The 16,573-nt window shown below is 60.5% G+C and carries 13 protein-coding genes and 1 tRNA gene; all 14 read left to right on the top strand.

What is annotated here, in order from left to right:
- Positions 1-77: EF-Tu C-terminal domain-related protein (locus AC07N6_RS24070; RefSeq protein ID WP_494783518.1), on the top strand; the 77-nt coding region annotated here is incomplete at its 5' end.
- Between the two features lie 75 nt (positions 78-152).
- Positions 153-228: transfer RNA gene (locus AC07N6_RS24065), tRNA-Trp, on the top strand.
- 32 nt (positions 229-260) lie between these two features.
- Entirely contained in the window at positions 261-641 is a 381-nt protein-coding gene (gene secE, locus AC07N6_RS24060) for a preprotein translocase subunit SecE (RefSeq protein WP_494783823.1), read from the top strand.
- Between the two features lies 1 nt (position 642).
- Positions 643-1,233, top strand: coding sequence for a transcription termination/antitermination protein NusG (nusG, locus tag AC07N6_RS24055; RefSeq protein ID WP_141917758.1), 591 nt, complete (start codon positions 643-645; stop codon positions 1,231-1,233).
- Positions 1,234-1,394: 161 nt separating this feature from the next.
- The gene (gene rplK / locus AC07N6_RS24050) at positions 1,395-1,826 is read left to right on the top strand and encodes a 50S ribosomal protein L11 (RefSeq protein ID WP_007875265.1); all 432 of its coding nucleotides are present in this window, start codon (positions 1,395-1,397) and stop codon (positions 1,824-1,826) included.
- Positions 1,826-2,521 carry a 50S ribosomal protein L1 gene (gene rplA / locus AC07N6_RS24045; protein WP_141917760.1) on the top strand — a complete coding sequence of 232 codons (696 nt, stop codon included), beginning with the start codon at positions 1,826-1,828 and terminating at the stop codon, positions 2,519-2,521. Before rplK ends, rplA begins: the two co-directional genes overlap by 1 nt.
- Positions 2,522-2,845: 324 nt before the next feature.
- Positions 2,846-3,343, top strand: a complete 498-nt coding sequence (gene rplJ / locus AC07N6_RS24040; RefSeq protein ID WP_402701964.1) for a 50S ribosomal protein L10 — start codon at positions 2,846-2,848, stop codon at positions 3,341-3,343.
- 95 nt (positions 3,344-3,438) lie between these two features.
- On the top strand, positions 3,439-3,816 hold the full coding sequence (gene rplL, locus AC07N6_RS24035) for a 50S ribosomal protein L7/L12 (protein ID WP_494783824.1): 378 nt from the start codon (positions 3,439-3,441) through the stop codon (positions 3,814-3,816).
- Positions 3,817-4,090: 274 nt separating this feature from the next.
- Positions 4,091-8,194 (top strand): DNA-directed RNA polymerase subunit beta, encoded by a 4,104-nt coding sequence (gene rpoB / locus AC07N6_RS24030; protein WP_494783825.1) that lies wholly within the window; start codon positions 4,091-4,093, stop codon positions 8,192-8,194.
- A gap of 251 nt (positions 8,195-8,445) precedes the next feature.
- A complete protein-coding gene (gene rpoC / locus AC07N6_RS24025; RefSeq protein ID WP_494783826.1) occupies positions 8,446-12,693 on the top strand; it encodes a DNA-directed RNA polymerase subunit beta' in 4,248 nt (1,415 codons plus the stop codon).
- A gap of 421 nt (positions 12,694-13,114) precedes the next feature.
- Entirely contained in the window at positions 13,115-13,498 is a 384-nt protein-coding gene (rpsL, locus tag AC07N6_RS24020) for a 30S ribosomal protein S12 (protein ID WP_008113040.1), read from the top strand.
- Positions 13,499-13,653: 155 nt separating this feature from the next.
- Positions 13,654-14,124 (top strand): 30S ribosomal protein S7, encoded by a 471-nt coding sequence (gene rpsG, locus AC07N6_RS24015; RefSeq protein ID WP_494783827.1) that lies wholly within the window; start codon positions 13,654-13,656, stop codon positions 14,122-14,124.
- 126 nt (positions 14,125-14,250) lie between these two features.
- The gene (gene fusA, locus AC07N6_RS24010) at positions 14,251-16,356 is read left to right on the top strand and encodes an elongation factor G (RefSeq protein ID WP_494783828.1); all 2,106 of its coding nucleotides are present in this window, start codon (positions 14,251-14,253) and stop codon (positions 16,354-16,356) included.
- A 95-nt stretch (positions 16,357-16,451) separates the two neighbouring features.
- Positions 16,452-16,573: GTP-binding protein (locus AC07N6_RS24005; RefSeq protein WP_017454492.1), on the top strand; the 122-nt coding region annotated here is incomplete at its 3' end.

Below are 16,573 nucleotides of genomic sequence, written 5' to 3'. Positions count from 1 at the left end.
AAGAAGGTCTGCGTTTCGCTATCCGTGAAGGCGGTCGTACCGTCGGCGCCGGCGTCGTCGCCAAGATCATCGACTAAGATCAAGCTGTAAAACACCTTGCCGCGCTGCGAATTTCGCATCGCGGCATTCGTGTCTCAATCGAGAGTTTTTGTAGGGGCGTAGCTCAATTGGCAGAGCGTCGGTCTCCAAAACCGAAGGTTGGGGGTTCGATGCCCTCCGCCCCTGCCACCGAATCAGGTGCAGGGTACTGAAAGTAAATAATGTCTAGCCAGCCTGTCCAAACCGTCAATACCTCCAACGACAAGATCAAGATTGCCTTGGCAATCGTTGCCGTTGTCGCAGGTGTGGTCGGTTTTTTTGTGTTGTCTGACCAGTCGACCCCGGTGCGTGCTCTTGCCCTGGTCGCCGGTCTGCTGGTGGCGATTGCATTTGCGTGGACCTCTGCACAAGGCCGCGGCTTCGTCGGTTTCGCCAAGGAAGCCGTTCGCGAAACCAAGAAAGTCGTCTGGCCCACCCGCAAGGAAGCGATGCAGATGACCGCAGTGGTCTTCGCCTTCGTACTGGTCATGGCGATCTTCCTCTGGGGTACGGACAAGTTGCTCGAATTCCTGTTGTACGACGTAATTTTGGGCTGGAAATAACATGAGCGATAGCACACAAGACAGCGCACCGATTGGTGCGCAAAGCGTTTCAGGCGCCGGAAAAAAGCGCTGGTACGTGGTGCATGCGTATTCCGGCATGGAAAAGAGCGTCCAGCGTGCGCTGACCGAGCGCATCACCCGCGCCGGCATGCAAGAGCAGTTCGGCCAGATCCTGGTGCCGACCGAAGAAGTCGTCGACATGAAGAATGGCCACAAGTCGGTGACCGAGCGCCGCTTCTTCCCGGGCTATGTGCTGGTCGAAATGGAAATGACCGACGAAACCTGGCACCTGGTCAAGAACACCAGCAAGGTCACCGGTTTCATCGGCGGCAAGTCGAACCGCCCGACGCCGATTCCTCCGCATGAAGTCGACAAGATCATGCAGCAGATGCAAGAGGGCGTCGAAAAGCCGCGTCCGAAGGTGCTGTACGAAGTCGGCGAAATGGTGCGCATCAAGGAAGGCCCGTTCACCGATTTCAACGGCAACGTCGAAGAAGTGAACTACGAAAAATCGCGCGTGCGCGTATCGGTCACCATCTTCGGTCGCGCCACTCCGGTCGAGCTTGAGTTCGGCCAGCTGGAAAAAGTCTGATCCCTTCCCGGAATCTCACTCTCCGCAAAACAGGACAAGCGCCCGCAGGAGCGCGTCGCACGGGTATCCCCGTTCGGTCAATCCGGCAAACCGAGGAGCCACAGTAAAGAGCCGCGAGGCGAATGAACAGGCGCTAAAACTCAATCAACACAGGAGCCGTCATGGCAAAGAAGATTATCGGTTTTATCAAGCTGCAAGTGCCAGCTGGTAAAGCAAACCCCTCCCCCCCGATCGGTCCGGCGCTGGGTCAGCGCGGTCTGAACATCATGGAATTCTGCAAGGCGTTCAACGCGCAAACGCAAGGCGTCGAGCCGGGCCTGCCGATTCCGGTCGTGATTACCGCCTTCGCGGACAAGTCCTTCACTTTCGTGATGAAGACGCCGCCGGCGACCATCCTGATCAAGAAGGCTGCCGGTATCCAGAAGGGTTCGGCCAAGCCGCACACCGACAAGGTCGGCAAGATCACCCGCAAGCAAGCGGAAGAGATCGCAACCCAGAAGAAGCCGGATCTGACCGCTGCTGATCTGGAAGCTGCAGTGCGTACCATCGCTGGTTCCGCACGTTCGATGGGCATCACGGTGGAGGGTCTGTAATGGCTAAGGTATCCAAGCGCGTCAAGGCGATCAAGGACAAGATCGATCGCACCAAGGCTTATCCGTTCGATAACGCCGTTTCCCTGATCAAGGAATTCGCCACGGCGAAATTCAATGAATCGATCGACGTTTCCGTCCAGCTGGGCGTGGACGCCAAGAAGTCGGACCAGGTCGTTCGCGGTTCCGTCGTTCTGCCTGCCGGCACCGGCAAGACCGTGCGCGTGGCCGTGTTCGCCTCGGGCGACAAGGCCGAGGCCGCCAAGGCCGCCGGCGCTGACGTGGTCGGCATGGAAGATCTGGCAGAGCGCGTGAAGGCCGGCGACATGCCGTTCGACATCGTGATCGCTTCGCCCGACACCATGCGTATCGTCGGTACCCTGGGCCAGATCCTGGGCCCGCGCGGCCTGATGCCGAACCCGAAGGTCGGCACCGTGACCCCGGACGTCGCTACCGCCGTCAAGAACGCCAAGGCTGGTCAAGTGCAATACCGTACCGACAAGGCCGGCATCATCCACGCCACCATCGGTCGCAAGTCGTTCTCCGACGCCGATCTGAAGGCCAACCTGCTGGCCCTGATCGATGCGCTGAACAAGGCCAAGCCGGCCAGCAGCAAGGGTATCTACCTGCGCAAGATCGCGCTGTCGTCCACCATGGGCGCCGGCGTGCGCGTTGACCAGGCTTCCCTGGCTGCTTAAGAAGGAATCAAGTCCCCGTTGCCGTCAGGAAGCGGGGCGCATCTTTGGGCTGTAGCGGTTGAAGTCTGGCCGCTGCAGGCAGTCAAAGACCGTTGGGCGGACGCCGGGCTGGATTGCCGGAAGAAGTTAAACAGAGCGCATGCGAATGCAATCGACCCAGCGCAGATGGTGAACCCGAACAAGTTTTGTAGTCTCAGGCCGCATTTTCGTTTCGCACGATGCTGCAATGAACTCCTAAACCTCGGACGCCGTGTTCGAACCGGTGTAAGGCAAGCAGGCATCTCCGCCTGTGTCATGGCCGAGCACTATTTTTGGAGGTTGATCTTGAGTCTCAATCTGAATGACAAGAAGGCCGTCGTCGCCGAAGTTTCCGCAAAGGTTGCAACTGCGCAAACTATCGTCGTGGCCGAATACCGTGGCATCCAGGTTGGTTCCTTGACGCAACTGCGCGCACAAGCGCGTGCCCAAGGCGTGTACCTGCGCGTGTTGAAAAACACGCTGGCTCGTCGCGCCGTTGAAGGCACTCAGTTTGCCGACCTCGCCCCACAACTGACCGGTCCGCTGATCTATTCGATCTCGGAAGATGCCGTTGCCGCTGCCAAAGTCGTCGCCGACTTTGCCAAGACCAACGACAAGCTGGTTGTGAAGGCGGGTAACTTCGCAGGCAAGCAGCTCGACAAGGCTGCCGTGACCGCGTTGGCAAACATCCCAAGCCGCGAAGTTCTGCTGGCCCAGCTGTTGGGCATCATGCAGGCTCCGGTGTCGGGCTTCGCGCGTGGCTTGGCTGCCCTGGCAGCCAAGAAGGAAGCCGAAGCCGCATGATGCGCGGCCGCCTGGTGGCGGCTGCCTCTGCAGTTTCGACGTTCCGCGTCATTACCAATCTGATGTTATTACCGAAATAAATTTAGGAGTTTCAAATGGCAATTAGCAAAGAAGATATCCTGGAAGCCGTAGGCGCGCTGTCCGTGATGGAACTGAATGACCTGGTCAAGGCATTCGAAGAGAAGTTTGGTGTTTCCGCTGCCGCTATGGCCGTCGCTGGTCCTGCTGGCGCCGGCGCCGGTGCTGCCGCTGCTGAAGAGCAAACCGAGTTCACCGTTGTTCTGGCCGAAGTCGGCGCGAACAAGGTTGGCGTCATCAAGGCAGTCCGCGAAATCACCGGTCTGGGCCTGAAGGAAGCCAAGGACCTGGTCGACGGCGCACCGAAGCCAGTGAAGGAAGGCATTGCCAAGGCCGACGCTGAAGCAGCCAAGAAGAAGCTGGAAGAAGCTGGCGCCAAGGCAGAACTGAAGTAATTTCTGCTTGCCAACCAAGGCGAGTTGTTACGCCGGAGTCAAAGTGCAGAATCCCTTGAAAAAGGGATTCGGCTTTGGCTCCTTTGTCGTTTCTTATTTTTGTTCGATTTTGATGCGCCGCAATCTTCCGTTGCCCGGAATATTAAGCGCGATTCGGGCAAAAACCAAGGGTTGACACTTGAAGATTTGAGATGCCGGTTTCCAGTGCCTGCGGGCCGCACGGCGTGCATCGAATCTTGAACTATCTATCCTTCCTGTCACTCACGGAGTGTCCATGCACTACTCATTTACTGAGAAGAAGCGCATTCGCAAGTCCTTCGCGAAGCGCGCAAACGTCCACAACGTTCCGTTTCTGCTTGCGACTCAAATCGAGTCGTATCAGACGTTCCTGCAGTCCGACGCTTTACCGTCGAGCCGCAAGAACGAAGGCCTGCAATCTGCCTTCACCTCGATTTTCCCTATCGTTTCGCACAATGGTTTTGCGCGTCTTGAATTCCTTTCGTATGTGCTGGGCGCTCCCCCGTTCGACGTCAAGGAATGCCAGCAGCGCGGCCTGACGTTCGCTTCGCCGCTGCGTGCCAAGGTGCGCCTGGTGATCCTGGACCGCGAATCGCCGACCAAGCCGGTGGTCAAGGAAATGAAGGAACAGGAAGTCTACATGGGCGAATTGCCCCTGATGACCACCACCGGTTCCTTCGTCATCAACGGCACCGAGCGCGTGATCGTGTCCCAGCTGCACCGTTCGCCGGGCGTGTTCTTCGAACACGACCGCGGCAAGACGCACTCGTCGGGCAAGCTGCTGTTCTCGGCGCGCATCATTCCTTACCGCGGCTCCTGGCTGGACTTCGAATTCGATCCGAAGGACATCCTGTTCTTCCGCGTCGACCGTCGCCGCAAGATGCCGGTCACGATCCTGCTCAAGGCCATCGGCATGACGTCCGAGCAGATCCTGGCGAACTTCTTCGTGTTCGACAACTTCAACCTGCACGCCGAAGGCGCCGACATGGAGTTCGTCTCCGAGCGCCTGCGCGGTGAAGTCGCGCGTTTCGACATCGCCGACAAGTCGGGCAAGGTGATGGTGGCCAAGGACAAGCGCATCAATGCCAAGCATGTGCGCGACATCGAAGCCGCCGGCATCAAGCACATCTCGGTTCCTGAGGACTACTTGCTGGGCCGCGTGCTGGCCAAGAACATCGTCGACGGCGACACCGGCGAAGTCATTGCCAGCGCCAACGACGAACTGACCGAAGAACTGCTGGCCAAGCTGCGCGAAGCCAACATCTCGGCCATCCAGACGCTGTACACCAACGACCTGGACCAGGGCGGCTACATCTCGCAGACCCTGCGTACCGACGACACCGCCGACCAGACCGCTGCCCGTGTTGCGATCTACCGCATGATGCGTCCTGGCGAGCCGCCGACCGAAGAATCGGTGGAAGCGCTGTTCAACGGCCTGTTCTACAGCGAAGACCGCTACGACCTGTCGGCCGTGGGCCGCATGAAGTTCAACCGTCGCGTCGGCCGCGATGAACTGACCGGCACCATGACCCTGTCCAACGAGGACATCCTGGCGGTCATCAAGATCCTGGTCGAACTGCGTAACGGCCGCGGCGAAGTCGATGACATCGACCACCTGGGCAACCGTCGCGTGCGTTGTGTCGGCGAACTGGCGGAAAACCAGTTCCGCGCCGGCCTGGTGCGCGTCGAGCGCGCCGTCAAGGAACGCCTCGGCCAGGCCGAAGCGGACAACCTGATGCCGCACGACCTGATCAACTCCAAGCCGATCTCGGCCGCGATCCGCGAATTCTTCGGTTCGTCGCAGTTGTCGCAGTTCATGGACCAGACCAACCCGTTGTCGGAAATCACGCACAAGCGCCGCGTTTCCGCCCTGGGACCTGGCGGCCTGACCCGCGAACGCGCCGGCTTCGAAGTGCGCGACGTGCACCCGACCCACTACGGCCGCGTGTGCCCGATCGAAACGCCGGAAGGCCCGAACATCGGCCTGATCAACTCGCTGGCGCTGTACGCCCGCCTGAACGAATACGGCTTCCTGGAAACCCCGTACCGCAAGGTCGAGAACAGCCAGGTGAGCAACCAGATCGACTACCTGTCGGCCATCGAAGAAGGCCGCTATGTGATCGCCCAGGCCAACGCGACCATCACCGCCGGCAAGCTGTCCGACGAACTGGTGTCGGCGCGTGAAGCCGGCGAAACCATCCTGGTCTCGCCGGAACGCGTGCAGTACATGGACGTGGCCCCGGGCCAGGTGGTGTCGGTGGCGGCTTCGCTGATTCCGTTCCTCGAGCACGATGACGCCAACCGCGCATTGATGGGCGCCAACATGCAGCGCCAGGCCGTGCCTTGCCTGCGTCCGGAAAAGCCGCTGGTCGGCACCGGCATCGAGCGTACCGTGGCGGTTGACTCGGGCACGACCGTGCAGGCCCTGCGCGGCGGCGTGGTCGACTATGTCGACGCCGGCCGTGTGGTGATCCGCGTCAACGACGACGAGGCGCAAGCCGGCGAAGTCGGCGTGGACATCTACAACCTGATCAAGTACACCCGTTCCAACCAGAACACCAACATCAACCAGCGTCCGATCGTCAAGGTCGGCGACCGCGTCGCCAAGCAGGACGTCATCGCCGACGGCGCATCGACCGACCTGGGCGAACTGGCGCTGGGCCAGAACATGCTGGTGGCGTTCATGCCGTGGAACGGCTACAACTTCGAAGACTCGATCCTGATCTCCGAAAAGGTCGTGGCAGATGACCGCTACACCTCGATCCACATCGAAGAGCTGTCGGTGGTCGCACGCGACACCAAGCTGGGCGCGGAAGAAATCACCCGCGACATTTCGAACCTGGCTGAGAACCAGCTGGCGCGTCTGGACGAGTCCGGCATCACCTACATCGGCGCTGAAGTCGAAGCGGGCGATACCCTGGTCGGCAAGGTCACCCCGAAGGGCGAGACCCAGCTGACGCCGGAAGAGAAGCTGCTGCGCGCGATCTTCGGCGAAAAGGCTTCCGACGTGAAGGACACCTCGCTGCGCGTGCCTTCGGGCATGGTCGGCACCGTCATCGACGTGCAGGTGTTCACCCGCGAAGGCATCCAGCGCGACAAGCGCGCCCAGCAGATCATCGATGATGAACTCAAGCGCTACCGCCTGGACCTGAACGACCAGCTGCGTATCGTGGAAGGCGACGCCTTCCAGCGTCTGGAGCGCCTGCTGATCGGCAAGGTCGCCAATGGCGGCCCGAAGAAGCTGGTCAAGGGCACCAAGCTGGACAAGGCTTACCTGGACGACCTGGACAAGTACCACTGGTTCGACATCCGCCCGGCCGATGACGACATGGCAACTGCCCTGGAAGCGATCAAGGAATCGATCGCCGAGAAGCGTCACCAGTTCGACCTGGCCTTTGAAGAGAAGCGCAAGAAGCTGACCCAGGGCGACGAACTGCCGCCGGGCGTGCAAAAGATGGTCAAGGTCTACCTGGCCGTGAAGCGTCGCCTGCAGCCTGGTGACAAGATGGCCGGCCGTCACGGCAACAAGGGTGTGGTGTCGCGCATCCTGCCGATCGAAGACATGCCGCACATGGCCGACGGTACCCCGGCCGACATCGTGCTCAACCCGCTGGGCGTGCCGTCCCGCATGAACGTCGGCCAGGTGCTGGAAGTGCACCTGGGCTGGGCCGCCAAGGGCCTGGGCCTGCGTCTGGGCGAGATGGTGCAGGCGCAAGCAAAGGTCGCGGAACTGCGCAAGTTCCTGACCACCATCTACAACGAGTCCGGCAAGCAGGAAGAGCTGGACAAGTTCTCCGATGATGAAATTGTGGAACTGGTGGCCAACCTGAAGAAGGGTGTCCCGTTCGCGACCCCGGTGTTCGACGGCGCGCATGAAAGCGAAACCCGCCGCATGCTCGATCTGGCTTATCCGGACCCGATCGCCAAGCAACTGGGCATGACCCCGTCGAAGAACCAGGTCACGATGTATGACGGCCGCACCGGCGAAGCTTTCGAGCGTACCGTCACCGTCGGCTACATGCACTACCTGAAGCTGCATCACCTGGTCGACGACAAGATGCACGCCCGTTCCACCGGCCCGTACTCGCTGGTGACCCAGCAGCCGCTGGGCGGCAAGGCGCAGTTCGGCGGCCAGCGTTTCGGCGAAATGGAAGTGTGGGCGCTGGAAGCCTACGGCGCGTCCTACGTGCTGCAGGAAATGCTGACCGTGAAGTCCGACGACGTGAACGGCCGTACCAAGGTCTACGAGAACCTGGTCAAGGGCGATCACGTGATCGACGCCGGCATGCCGGAATCCTTCAACGTGCTGGTGAAGGAAATCCGCTCGCTGGGTATCGACATCGACCTGGAACGCGAGTGACCTGATGCGCAAGGAGGGGCGCCGCGGCTGATGTCGCCGCGCCCCGCCGGTGCGTCGGCAGGCAGTCAAGAATTCAAGCAATACCAGTAATCCAAGAAGTCTCAGTTGTAGGCCGTGGACGCCTGTCCCGGTATCGGTGGAACCGCAGGGCGCAAGGCCCCGCCGGCTCGCCCGCCGATGCGAACAGGGTTAAGCAGGACGAAACGGCCAATCGATGGACTAGCGTTTTTCACGCCAACCTGGAGTGATACATGAAAGCACTGCTCGATCTATTCAAGCAAGTTCAGCAAAACGAACAATTCGACGCCATCAAGATCGGCCTGGCGTCGCCCGAGAAAATCCGTTCGTGGTCCTACGGCGAAGTCAAGAAGCCGGAAACCATCAACTACCGTACCTTCAAGCCAGAGCGCGACGGCCTGTTCTGCGCCAAGATCTTTGGCCCGATCAAGGACTACGAATGCCTGTGCGGCAAGTACAAGCGCCTCAAGCACCGCGGCGTCATCTGCGAAAAGTGCGGCGTTGAAGTCACGCTGGCCAAGGTGCGCCGCGAGCGCATGGGCCACATCGAGCTGGCCTCGCCGACCGCCCACATCTGGTTCCTGAAGTCGCTGCCGTCCCGTCTGGGCATGGTGCTGGACATGACCCTGCGCGACATCGAACGCGTGCTGTACTTCGAAGCCTATGTCGTGACCGATCCCGGCATGACCCCGCTGAAGAAGTGCCAGATCATGTCGGAAGACGATTACGCCGCCAAGTACGAAGAGTACGGCGACGACTTCGTCGCCTTCATGGGCGCCGAAGGCATCCGCGAACTGCTGCGCTCGATCGATATCGACCGCGACGCGGAAACCCTGCGCCAGGAACTGAAGGAATCCAAGTCCGAAGCCAAGATCAAGAAGTACGCCAAGCGCCTGAAGGTGCTGGAGGCGTTCCAGCGCTCGGGCATCAAGCCCGACTGGATGATCATGGAAGTGCTGCCGGTGCTGCCGCCGGAACTGCGTCCGCTGGTGCCGCTGGACGGCGGCCGCTTCGCGACCTCCGACCTGAACGACCTGTACCGCCGCGTCATCAACCGTAACAACCGACTGAAGCGCCTGATGGAATTGCGCGCGCCTGAAATCATCACGCGCAACGAAAAGCGCATGCTGCAGGAAGCGGTTGACTCGCTGCTGGACAACGGCCGTCGCGGCAAGGCGATGACCGGCGCCAACAAGCGTCCGCTGAAGTCGCTGGCTGAAATGATCAAGGGCAAGGGCGGCCGTTTCCGCCAGAACTTGCTGGGCAAGCGCGTCGACTACTCGGGCCGTTCGGTCATCGTGGTGGGTCCGCAATTGAAGCTGCACCAGTGCGGCCTGCCCAAGCTGATGGCGCTGGAACTGTTCAAGCCCTTCATCTTCAACAAGCTGGAACTGATGGGTCTGTCGACCACCATCAAGGCCGCCAAGAAGCTGGTGGAAGCGCAAGAGCCGGTGGTCTGGGACATCCTGGAAGAAGTCATCCGCGAACACCCGGTCATGCTCAACCGCGCGCCGACCCTGCACCGTCTGGGCATCCAGGCGTTCGAGCCGGTGCTGATCGAAGGCAAGGCGATCCAGCTGCACCCGCTGGTTTGCGCCGCGTTCAACGCCGACTTCGACGGCGACCAGATGGCCGTCCACGTGCCGCTGTCGATCGAAGCGCAGATGGAAGCCCGCACCCTGATGCTGGCCTCCAACAACATCCTGTTCCCGTCCAACGGCGAACCGTCGATCGTGCCGTCGCAGGATATCGTGCTGGGCCTGTACTACGCCACCCGTGAAGCCATTAACGGCAAGAACGAAGGCATGCTGTTCCCGGACGTGTCGGAAGTCATCCGCGCCTACGACAACAAGGAAGTCGAGCTGGCCACGCGCGTGACCGTGCGTATCGTCGAGCATCCGAAGGATCCGGTAACGGGCGAATTCGTGCGCACCATCAAGCGCTACGAAACCACCGTCGGCCGCGCCATCCTGTCCGAGATCCTGCCCAAGGGCCTGCCGTTCTCGGTGCTCAACCGCGCGCTGAAGAAGAAGGAAATCTCGAAGCTGATCAACACCTCGTTCCGCAAGTGCGGCCTGCGCGCCACCGTGGTGTTCGCCGACCAGCTGATGCAGTCGGGCTTCCGCCTGGCGACCCGCGCCGGCATCTCGATCTGCGTGGACGACATGCTGGTGCCGCCGCAAAAGGCGACCCTGATCGCGGCTGCCGAAAGCGAAGTCAAGCAGATCGAGCAGCAGTACGCCTCCGGTCTGGTGACCGCCGGCGAGCGCTACAACAAGGTGGTGGACATCTGGGGCAAGGCCGGCGACGAAGTCGGCAAGGCCATGATGGACCAGCTGAAGGTGGAAGACGTCGTCACCCGCGAAGGCAAGAAGACCACGCAGGAATCGTTCAACGCGATTTACATGATGGCCGACTCCGGCGCCCGCGGTTCGGCGGCGCAGATTCGCCAGCTGGCCGGTATGCGCGGCCTGATGGCCAAGCCTGACGGCTCCATCATCGAAACGCCGATTACCGCGAACTTCCGCGAAGGCCTGAACGTGTTGCAGTACTTCATCTCGACGCACGGCGCCCGTAAGGGTCTGGCCGACACCGCGCTGAAGACCGCGAACTCGGGTTACCTGACCCGCCGTCTGGTGGACGTGACCCAGGATCTGGTGGTGATCGAAGACGATTGCGGCACCTCCAACGGCGCGTCGATGAAGGCGCTGGTCGAAGGCGGTGAAGTGATCGAAGCGCTGCGCGACCGTATCCTCGGCCGTGTCGCGGCCACCGACATCATCAATCCGGAAGACCAGGCGACCCTCTACGAAGCCGGCACCCTGATGGATGAAGACACGGTCGAAGAGATCGAACGTCTGGGCATCGACGAAGTGAAGGTGCGTACTCCGCTGACTTGCGACACCCGCTATGGCCTGTGCGCCAAGTGCTACGGCCGCGACCTGGGCCGCGGCCTCCTGGTCAACTCCGGCGAAGCGGTGGGCGTGATCGCCGCGCAGTCGATCGGCGAACCCGGTACCCAGCTGACCATGCGTACCTTCCACATCGGCGGCGCGGCTTCGCGTGCGGCTGTGGCATCGTCGGTGGAAGCCAAGTCCAACGGCACCGTGCGCTTCACCGCGGCGATGCGTTACGTGACCAACGGCAAGGGCGAGCTGATCGTCATTTCGCGTTCCGGCGAAGTGCTGATCACCGACGACCTGGGCCGTGAGCGCGAGCGCCACAAAGTGCCGTACGGCGCGACCCTGATCGTCAAGGATGGCCTGGTGATCAAGGCCGGCACCGCACTGGCGACCTGGGATCCGCTGACCCGTCCTATCATCACCGAGTACACCGGTACCGTGAAGTTCGAGAACGTGGAAGAAGGCTCCACCGTTGCCAAGCAGATCGACGAAGTCACCGGCTTGTCGACCCTGGTGGTCATCGACGCCAAGCGTCGCGGTTCGTCGGCGGCCAAGGTCATGCGTCCGCAGGTCAAGCTGCTGAACGAACAAGGCGAGGAAGTCAAGATTGCCGGCACCGAGCACGCCGTGACCATCGGCTTCCAGGTCGGCGCGCTGATCACCGTCAAGGATGGCCAGCAAGTGCACGTCGGTGAAGTGCTGGCGCGTATCCCGACCGAGTCGCAGAAGACCCGTGACATTACCGGCGGTCTGCCGCGCGTGGCCGAACTGTTCGAAGCGCGTTCGCCGAAGGATGCCGGCATGCTGGCCGAAGTCACCGGCACGGTGGCGTTCGGCAAGGAAACCAAGGGCAAGCAGCGCCTGGAAATCACCGACATGGAAGGCACCAAGCACGAGTTCCTGATCACCAAGGACAAGCAAGTGCTGGTGCACGACGGCCAGGTGGTGAACAAGGGCGAAATGATCGTGGACGGCCCGGCCGATCCGCAGGACATCCTGCGCCTCTTGGGTATCGAAGCGCTGGCGCGTTACATCGTCGACGAAGTGCAGGACGTGTACCGTCTGCAAGGCGTGAAGATCAACGACAAGCACATCGAAGTGATCGTGCGCCAGATGCTGCGCCGCGTGCAAGTGGTGGAGCCGGGCGATACCAACTACATCACCGGTGAGCAGGTCGAGCGTTCGGAGCTGCTGGACGAGAACGACCGCGTGAGCGCCGAAGGCAAGCTGCCGGCGACTTACGAGAACGTCCTGCTGGGTATTACCAAGGCATCGCTGTCGACCGACTCCTTCATCTCGGCGGCATCGTTCCAGGAAACCACCCGCGTGCTGACCGAAGCGGCCATCATGGGCAAGAAGGATGGCCTGCGCGGCCTGAAGGAAAACGTGATCGTCGGCCGCCTGATCCCGGCCGGCACCGGCCTGGCCTTCCACCGCGCCCGCAAGGAGAAGGATGTCTGGGAAGCCGAAGAGCGCGCAGCACTGCTCGAAGCCGAACGCGCATCCCACTCGGATGTGTTCAACGAAGAAGCGCCGTCGGCCGAAGCCATTGGCGGCGGCAACGAAGGCGAAGCTTGAGTTGCCGGAGGCCGCCGGAAGCATCGGCTGCCTCCGCCCCCGAGTGAGCGTCATGCAAGACAGAAGCGGCGCCGGAATTGCTTCCGGCGCCGTTTTTTTTATCCGCGGCGGCAGGTTGTCAGAAAATTGCCTGATTGACACATGCCAAGCGTCGCAATTTGGCGTCAGAAAGTTCGCCGGATGGGTAAAGGCCCCGAGCGGGTTGACCAAATAGCCTTTCAGGCATATACTCGCGAGTTCTCGAATTTAGGCTCGCCCGGGCTTATGCGTTCTTTGGTCTGAAGTTTCGCTGTTGCGACGCTTATCTCCCTCCCGGTCTTAAATCGAAACGCGCAGTTTCTCTCGCGCAAGTTTCTTGTGTGGTTCCGGGCAACCGTTTCCGGAACCTGTTTTCAATGTCGTACTTTGTTGGATTAAAACGATGCCAACCATCAATCAACTGATTCGCAAACCACGCGTCTCCGCGATCGTGAAGAGCAAATCGCCGGCGCTGGAAAACAGCCCGCAGAAACGCGGCGTTTGCACCCGTGTTTACACCACCACTCCGAAGAAGCCGAACTCCGCGCTGCGTAAGGTCGCCAAGGTGCGCCTGACCAACGGTTTCGAAGTCATTTCGTACATCGGCGGCGAAGGCCACAACCTGCAAGAACACAGCGTCGTGCTGATCCGCGGCGGCCGTGTGAAGGACTTGCCGGGTGTGCGTTACCACATGGTTCGCGGTGCGCTGGATACCCAGGGCGTCAAGGATCGTAAGCAAGCTCGCTCGAAGTACGGCGCCAAGCGCGCCAAGGCAGCGAAGAAGTAATAATTGGTCTTTATCATGGCGCTAGTCGCCTGGTAAAAGTGTCGGTCCGGATGGGCCGAGTAAGTGGAGGTCATGATGGTCTCCGCGAGTGCAGGCGATGTTGAAAGCGAAGTCTCAGAGTTCGCCCACTCAACTGAAGATTGAAAGGAATTGAAATGCCACGTCGTCGTGAAGTCCCCAAGCGGGAAATTTTGCCGGATCCGAAGTTCGGTAATGTTGATGTCGCCAAGTTCGTCAACGTCCTGATGCTGTCGGGCAAGAAGTCGGTTGCCGAAAACATCATCTATGGCGCGTTTGACCACATCCAGCAAAAGTCCGGCAAGGATCCGCTGGAAGTGTTCGCCGCAGCGATTTCCAACTGCAAGCCGATGGTTGAAGTGAAGTCGCGCCGCGTTGGCGGCGCCAACTACCAGGTGCCTGTTGAAGTGCGTCCGGTGCGTCGTATGGCGCTGTCGATGCGCTGGCTGCGTGAAGCCGCCAACAAGCGCAGCGAAAAGTCCATGCCGCAACGCCTGGGCGGCGAATTGCTGGAAGCGGCCGAAGGCCGTGGCGGCGCAATGAAGAAGCGTGACGAAGTGCACCGTATGGCAGAAGCGAACAAGGCGTTCTCGCACTTCCGCTTCTAACAAAGACAGGACGGGGCCCTGGTTGCATCGGCAGGGTCCTTGTCTATATCTGAATTGGTTCGAGCCGAGCGTTTATTTGAAAAAATTGACGCTCGGTTTCGTGCATTAAAGACTTAGGATTAAATCATGGCTCGCAAGACCCCCATTGAGCGCTACCGCAATATCGGTATTTCCGCGCACATCGATGCAGGTAAAACCACCACGACCGAGCGCGTGCTGTTTTACACCGGCGTGAACCACAAGATCGGTGAAGTGCACGATGGCGCCGCCACCATGGACTGGATGGAGCAGGAGCAAGAGCGCGGCATCACGATCACGTCGGCCGCCACCACCTGTTACTGGAAGGGCATGGCGAACAATTTCCCGGCCCACCACATCAACATCATCGACACCCCGGGCCACGTTGACTTCACCATTGAAGTCGAGCGCTCGATGCGCGTCCTGGACGGCGCCTGCATGGTCTACTGTGCAGTCGGCGGCGTGCAGCCGCAGTCGGAAACCGTGTGGCGTCAGGCCAACAAGTACAAGGTTCCCCGTCTGGCATTCGTCAACAAGATGGACCGTACCGGCGCCAACTTCTTCAAGGTGTACGAGCAGATGCGCGCTCGCCTGAAGGCCAACCCGATCCCGATGCAAGTGCCTATCGGCGCCGAAGAAAACTTCGAAGGCGTGATCGACCTGGTCAAGATGCGCGCGATCTACTGGGACGACGCCAGCCAGGGCATGAAGTTCGACTACCGCGACATTCCTGAAGGCCTGAAGGCTGAAGCCCAGAAGTGGCGCGAAAACCTGGTCGAGACCGCCGCTGAAGCGTCGGAAGACCTGATGAACAAGTACCTGGAAGAAGGCGACCTGACCGAAGCCGAAATCAAGGGCGCGATTCGCCAGCGCACCATCTCGGGCGAAATCGTCCCGATGATGTGCGGTACCGCGTTCAAGAACAAGGGCGTGCAAGCCATGCTGGACGGCGTGATCGAATACCTGCCGTCGCCGGTCGACATTCCGCCGGTTCCGGGCCTGGACGAAGACGACGAGCCGGTCGTGCGCAAGGCGGAAGACACCGAGAAGTTCTCGGCGCTGGCATTCAAGATCGCAACCGACCCGTTCGTCGGCCAGCTGTGCTTCATCCGTTGCTACTCGGGCACCCTGAATTCGGGCGACACCGTGTTGAACTCGGTGAAGTCGAAGAAAGAGCGTATTGGCCGTATCGTTCAGATGCACGCCAACCAGCGTGAAGAAATCAAGGAAATGCTGGCCGGCGACATCGCCGCGGTCGTGGGTCTGAAAGACACCACCACCGGCGACACCCTGTGCGACGACAAGGCTGTGGTCGTGCTGGAACGCATGGTCTTCCCTGAGCCGGTGATCTCGCAGGCTGTCGAGCCCAAGACCAAGGCCGACCAGGAAAAGATGGGCCTGGCCCTGAACCGCCTGGCTGCTGAAGATCCGTCGTTCCGCGTGCGTACCGATGAAGAATCGGGCCAGACCATCATCGCCGGCATGGGCGAGTTGCACCTGGACATCATCGTCGACCGCATGAAGCGCGAGTTCAACGTTGAAGCCACCGTCGGCAAGCCGCAAGTGGCTTACCGCGAAACCATCCGCAAGACCTGCGAAGAGTCCGAAGGCAAGTTCGTCAAGCAGTCGGGCGGCCGCGGTCAATACGGTCACGTCGTGCTGAAGATCGAGCCGCAAGAAGCCGGCAAGGGCTTTGAATTCGTCGATGCGATCAAGGGCGGTACCGTTCCTCGCGAATTCATTCCGGCGGTTGAAAAGGGTGTGCGTGAAACCCTCAACACCGGCGTGCTGGCCGGCTATCCGGTGGTTGACGTCAAGGTCACGCTGTTCTTCGGTTCGTACCACGATGTGGACTCGAACGAAAACGCGTTCCGCATGGCCGGTTCGATGGCGTTCAAGGACGGTTGCCGTCGCGCCAGCCCGGTGATTCTGGAGCCGATGATGGCGGTCGAAGTGGAGACCCCGGAAGACTACGCCGGTACCGTGATGGGCGACCTGTCGTCCCGCCGCGGCATGGTGCAGGGCATGGATGAAATCGCCGGCGGCGGCGGCAAGATCATCAAGGCTGAAGTTCCGCTGTCGGAAATGTTCGGTTACTCGACGACGCTGCGTTCGGCCACGCAAGGCCGCGCAACCTACTCGATGGAATTCAAGCACTACTCCGAAGCGCCCAAGAACGTGATCGACGCAATCGTCACTTCGAAGGCCAAGTAAGGTCAAGTAAGGCGAGAAAGTATCGATCCGTCCCGTGTGGGGCGGATCACGGTTTAACGTTAAGCAAACAATTCGTTCCTTGAAGGAAATTTAAAATGGCAAAAGGCAAGTTTGAGCGGACCAAGCCGCACGTGAACGTGGGCACGATTGGCCACGTTGACCATGGCAAGACCACGCTGACCGCAGCGATTGCAACGGTGCTGTCGAAGAAGTTCGG

This window comes from Herbaspirillum sp. GW821-FHT09A12, assembly GCF_059418325.1.
The sequence above is the reverse complement of the archived record's forward strand: the minus strand, read 5'-3'. Positions and strand labels throughout refer to the sequence as shown.

Coding starts and splice junctions, on each gene's coding strand:
- rplA (WP_141917760.1), top strand. CDS start 1,826: ATGGCTAAGGTATCCAAGCGCGTCAAGGCGATCAAGGACAAGATCGAT.
- rpoB (WP_494783825.1), top strand. CDS start 4,091: ATGCACTACTCATTTACTGAGAAGAAGCGCATTCGCAAGTCCTTCGCG.
- secE (WP_494783823.1), top strand. CDS start 261: ATGTCTAGCCAGCCTGTCCAAACCGTCAATACCTCCAACGACAAGATC.
- fusA (WP_494783828.1), top strand. CDS start 14,251: ATGGCTCGCAAGACCCCCATTGAGCGCTACCGCAATATCGGTATTTCC.
- rplK (WP_007875265.1), top strand. CDS start 1,395: ATGGCAAAGAAGATTATCGGTTTTATCAAGCTGCAAGTGCCAGCTGGT.
- rpoC (WP_494783826.1), top strand. CDS start 8,446: ATGAAAGCACTGCTCGATCTATTCAAGCAAGTTCAGCAAAACGAACAA.
- rpsL (WP_008113040.1), top strand. CDS start 13,115: ATGCCAACCATCAATCAACTGATTCGCAAACCACGCGTCTCCGCGATC.
- nusG (WP_141917758.1), top strand. CDS start 643: ATGAGCGATAGCACACAAGACAGCGCACCGATTGGTGCGCAAAGCGTT.
- rpsG (WP_494783827.1), top strand. CDS start 13,654: ATGCCACGTCGTCGTGAAGTCCCCAAGCGGGAAATTTTGCCGGATCCG.
- rplL (WP_494783824.1), top strand. CDS start 3,439: ATGGCAATTAGCAAAGAAGATATCCTGGAAGCCGTAGGCGCGCTGTCC.